Source organism: Geminicoccus flavidas, assembly GCF_009806515.1.
Taxonomy (GTDB): Bacteria; Pseudomonadota; Alphaproteobacteria; order Geminicoccales; family Geminicoccaceae; genus Geminicoccus; species Geminicoccus flavidus.
Genome location: NZ_WUJP01000556.1, coordinates 1 through 4,622, shown reverse-complemented (window position 1 = coordinate 4,622; position 4,622 = coordinate 1). Strand labels below are relative to the sequence as shown.

At 70.4% G+C, this 4,622-nt stretch carries 5 protein-coding genes; all 5 read left to right on the top strand.

All coding sequences use genetic code 11. The features are described 5' to 3' along the window. On the top strand, positions 1-1,413 hold a 1,413-nt coding region (gene crtI / locus EQG76_RS15960), incomplete at its 5' end, for a phytoene desaturase family protein (protein WP_159715208.1). Further along, positions 1,410-1,823, top strand: a complete 414-nt coding sequence (locus EQG76_RS15955) for a DUF2141 domain-containing protein (protein ID WP_159715206.1) — start codon at positions 1,410-1,412, stop codon at positions 1,821-1,823. The genes crtI and EQG76_RS15955, both read left to right, overlap by 4 nt. Before the next feature lie 13 nt (positions 1,824-1,836). Then, positions 1,837-3,342 (top strand): phytoene desaturase family protein, encoded by a 1,506-nt coding sequence (locus tag EQG76_RS15950; protein ID WP_159715204.1) that lies wholly within the window; start codon positions 1,837-1,839, stop codon positions 3,340-3,342. A 50-nt stretch (positions 3,343-3,392) separates the two neighbouring features. Next, positions 3,393-4,130, top strand: coding sequence for a lysophospholipid acyltransferase family protein (locus EQG76_RS15945; protein ID WP_159715210.1), 738 nt, complete (start codon positions 3,393-3,395; stop codon positions 4,128-4,130). Next, positions 4,127-4,622, top strand: a 496-nt coding sequence (locus tag EQG76_RS15940; RefSeq protein ID WP_159715202.1) for a glycosyltransferase family 2 protein, incomplete at its 3' end; no start/stop codon positions are given. The genes EQG76_RS15945 and EQG76_RS15940, both read left to right, overlap by 4 nt.

Genomic DNA, 4,622 nt, shown 5'->3' with positions numbered 1-4,622 from the left:
CCTGGCGGCTATCGCTTCGACCTGGGCCCGACCTTCTTCCTCTACCCCCGGATCCTGCGGGAGATCTTCGCCAGTTGCGGCGCGGACCTCGACCGGATGGTCGAACTGCGCCGGCTGGACCCGCTCTACCGGCTGGTGTTCGAGGGCGGCGGCGAGCTGGCCGCCTCCGCGTCGCCCGAGCGTCTGGCCCGGGACATCGCGGCCCTGTCGCCGGCCGATGGGCCGAAGGTCGCGGGCTTCCTCGCCGACAACCGGCAAAAGCTCGCCGCCTTCCGGCCGGTGCTGGAGAACCCGTTCACCCGGATCACCGACTATCTGCGCCCGGACGTTTTGGCCTCGCTCGGTCGGCTGCGTCCGTTCACCTCGGTGGACCGCGACCTGCGCCGCCACTTCACCGACCCCCGGGTCCGGCTCGCCTTCTCGTTCCAGAGTAAGTATCTGGGCATGTCGCCGTTCCGCTGCCCAAGCCTGTTCACCATCCTGAGCTTTCTCGAGCACGAGCACGGCGTGTTCCACCCGATGGGTGGCTGCGGTGCGGTGTCCGAGGCGATGGCCACCCTGGCACGGCGGCTGGGTGCGCGGATCCGGCTGGGCACGGAGGTGGAGCGGATCGAGTATGCGGGTGGTCGGCCGCAGGCGGTCCATGCCGGCGGCAGCCGCGACGAGGTGGACGCGGTGGTGATCGGTGCCGACTTCGTGGGTGCGATCGCGCAACTGGTGCCCGAACCGGTGCGGCGGCGCTGGGGCGACCGCCGGATCGACCGGGCCAGGCTCTCCTGCTCCACTCTCATGTTCTATCTGGGGATCGAAGGGGAGGTGCCGGAACTGGGCCACCACACCATCCTCCTGGCCAAGGACTACCGGCAGAACATCCGGGAGATCGAGCAAGGCATCCTGCCGCCGCAGCCCTCCATCTATGTCCAGCATGCCGGCTTCACCGACGGCGGGATGGCACCGCCCGGGCATGCCAGCCTCTACGTGCTGGTGCCAGTACCCAACCTGCGCGCCGGGATCGACTGGCGGGCCGAGCTGCCCCGCTACCGCCGGCTCGTGCTGGAGCGACTGCGCCATCTAGGCCTGGACGATATCGAGCGGCGCATCCGGTTCGAGCGGGCGGTGACACCGAACGACTGGCAGGACGAGTTCCGGGTCGGGCGCGGGGCCACCTTCAACCTCGCCCACGACCTGCGCCAGATGCTGTGGTTCCGGCCGCACAACCGGTTCGCGCCCGGCACCTATCTGGTGGGCGGCGGGACCCATCCGGGCAGCGGCCTGCCGGTGATCTTCGAGGGTGCGCGGATCAGCGTGCGCCTGCTCCTGGAGGACCTGGGCATCGACCATCGCGACCTGCCGATCCTGGACGAGGCGCCTCTGGCCGATGCTGCGGACGAGCGGGTGGAGGTGGCGGCATGAGGGCGATCCTGGCCATGGCGCTGTTGCTGGCAGCCGCACCTGCTTCCGCCGCCACGCTCACCGTGCGGATCACGGGCGTGGCGGAGGCGGCGGGCGTGCTCCGGATCGCGGTCTGCAACCAGAGCTTCGACGAGCAGGGCTGCCTCTATGGGACGAGCGAGGCCGCGGTGGTGCCGGGCAGAGACGTGCAGTTCCCGGGCCTGGAGCCCGGCAGCTACGCGGTGGCGGTCTACCAGGACCTGGACGGCAGCGGCGAGCTCAACCGCAATGGGCTGGGCCTGCCGACCGAGCCCTATGGCTTCAGCAACGATGTCGGCCGCATCGCGCCCCCGAGCTTCTCCGGGGCGTTGTTCGAGCTGTCGGGCGATCGGACGATCGAGATCAGGGTCAGGCCGCTGTTCGGCGGCTAGGCGAGGACGGGCGATGAAGGTTGCAGTGATCGGCGGCGGACTGGGAGGATTGGCGGCAGCCTGCGTGCTGGGCGCCAGGGGCCACGAGGTCGTGCTGTTCGACAAGAACGACTGGGCGGGCGGCAAGGCGGCGCTCCTGGAGGAAGGCGGCTTCCGCTTCGACATGGGGCCGACCATCCTGACCGTGCCACGGGTGCTGGAGCGGATCTTCGCCGAGGCCGGACGCCGGCTGGCCGACCATCTGGAACTGGTGCGGCTCGACCCGCAATGGCGCTGCTTCTTCGACGACGGCAGCCGGATCGACCTCCTCGAGGATGTGGGCGCCATGGCCGCCACCATGGACGCGTTCGCGCCCGGCACCTCGGCCGGGCGAGGCTACCGTGCCTTCCAGGATCTGGCCGCCAACCTCCATGGGATCTCTGAACGGTTCTTCTTCTGGAAGTCGGTGGAAGACCTGTTCGACACGATGAACTTCAAGGAGAACTTGAACCCAGCCACCCTGCGCGATGTCCTGGCCCTGCGCATGGGCCAGTCGGTCGCCGGCACCATCCGTGGCAAGGTCAGGGACGAGCGCCTGGCCCAGATGCTGGATCATTTCACCCAGTATGTCGGCTCCTCGCCCTATGGCGCGCCGGCGGTGCTGTGCGCGATCGGACACATGCAGGCAGCCGACGGGGTCTGGTACCCGATGGGCGGCACCCGCGCCGTGGCGACCGCCCTGCAGGAGCTCGCGACCTCGGTTGGCTGCCGGTTCCGGCTCGGCGAGGAGGTGACCGGGCTGGACATCCAGGGTGGCCGGGTGCGGGGGATCGGCACTGCCGGCGGTGTGGAGCCGGTGGACGCGGTGGTGTCCAACATGGATGCGATCCGCACCTACCAGGAACTGGTGGGCGGGCAGGCGGCCAGGCACTACGCGCGCAAGGGCTTCGAGCCAGCCTGCTCGGGCGTGGTGCTCTATCTGGGCCTGGACCGGCGCTACGAGCAGCTCGCACACCACGACTTCGTCTTCTCCCGCGACCCGGAGGAGGAGTTCGACTATATCTACCGGCAGGGCCGGCCGGCACCCGACCCTACCTGCTATCTCGCGGCACCCGCCCTCACCGAGCCCGGCGTGGCGCCACCTGGCGGCGAGGCGCTCTATGTCCTGGTGCACACGCCCTATCTGCGGCCGGGCCAGGACTGGCGGGAGATGTTCCCGTCCTACCGGAAGGTCATCATCGACAAGCTCGAGCGCACCGCCGGGATGACCGGGCTGGAGGAGCGGATCGTGGTCGAGCGGCACCTGACCCCGCAGGACATCCACGACCGCTACAAGGTGCTGAACGGCGCCATCTACGGGCTGGCGAGCCACGGCAAGTTCCTGGGCGCCTTCAAGCCCGGCAACCGCAGCCGGCAGGTGCAGGGCCTCTACCTCGCCGGCGGGGCCGCCCATCCAGGGCCCGGCATGCCGATGGTGATGATGTCCGGCTGGATCGCCGCGGACGCGCTGGACAGCGATGCCAGGGGCCGAGCACCGTGACGGCCCCAGCCCAGGACCTGCCCCAGCGCTCGCCGTTCCTCTGGGGGTTCATGGCGCGGCAATTCACGGACTATCTGCAGCGGCACCTGAACGCGCTGCGGGTGGCGCGCTGGGGCGAACTCGTCGCGAACGGCCGGCCCCTGGTGATCTACAGCAACCATCCCTCCTGGTGGGATGCGGTGCTCTATATCGTCCTGGCCCGCACCGTGCTGCCCGGCTACGCCTCGTTCGCGCCAATCGACGCGGCGATGCTCGAGAAATACCGGTTCTTCGCCCGGATCGGTGCCTTCGGCCTGGACCTGGAAAGCCGGCGGGGTGCGGTCGAGTTCCTGCGCCGGGCACGCGCGATCCTGGCCCGGCCGGAACATGCCTTGTGGATCACCGCGCAGGGCAGCTTCCAGGACGTGCGCGCGCGGCCCTTGGCATTGCGGCCGGGCATCGCGCACCTGCCCGAGCATGCCGCGGACGCTGCCTTCGTGCCGCTGGCGATCGACTACTGCTTCTGGAGCGAGCGCGGGGCGGAGGCGCTGGTGGCGTTCGGCCCGCCGCTTGTCGCCGCCGAACTCGCGACACTGACCAAGCCCGAGCGGCTGGCGCGCCTGGAGCAGGCGCTCAGCACCACCATGGACCGGCTCGCCGCCGATGCGATCAGCCGCGAGCGCGGGCGGTTCCGCGCGCTGGTCGAGGGACGCCAGGGGGTGGGGGGGATCTACGATCTCTGGCGCCGCCTGCGCGCGCGCCTGCATGGCGAGCGTTTCCAGCCAGGCCATCTGGAGCAGCGGCCATGACCGTGGAGGGCTGGCTGGCCGTGCTGCTCGCCGCCCTGCCAGCGGTGCTCTGCCTGGTCAACCGCCGGGCACTGGCGCGCCGCCCGCCATCGGCTCTTGCCGATCCAGTGTCACCTCATGTCTCAATTCTGATCCCGGCGCGCGACGAGGCGGCCAATATCGGGCCGGCGCTGGATGCGGCACGGGCCAGCCAGGGGGTCCGGCTGGAAATCATGGTGATGGACGACGGCTCGACCGACGCCACGGCCGCAATCGTGCGCGACCATGCCGGGCGCGACCCGCGCGTCCGCCTGCTCCAGGCACCGCCGCTGCCGGCCGGCTGGAGCGGCAAGGCCCATGTCTGTCAGCGACTGTCCGAGCAGGCCCAGGGCGACTGGCTCCTGTTCGTGGACGCGGATGTCCGGCTGGCGCCGGACGCTGTCCTGATCCTGGCCGGCCATGCCCGCCGCCATGGGATGGGGCTGGTCAGCGCCGTGCCGCGCCAGCACATGG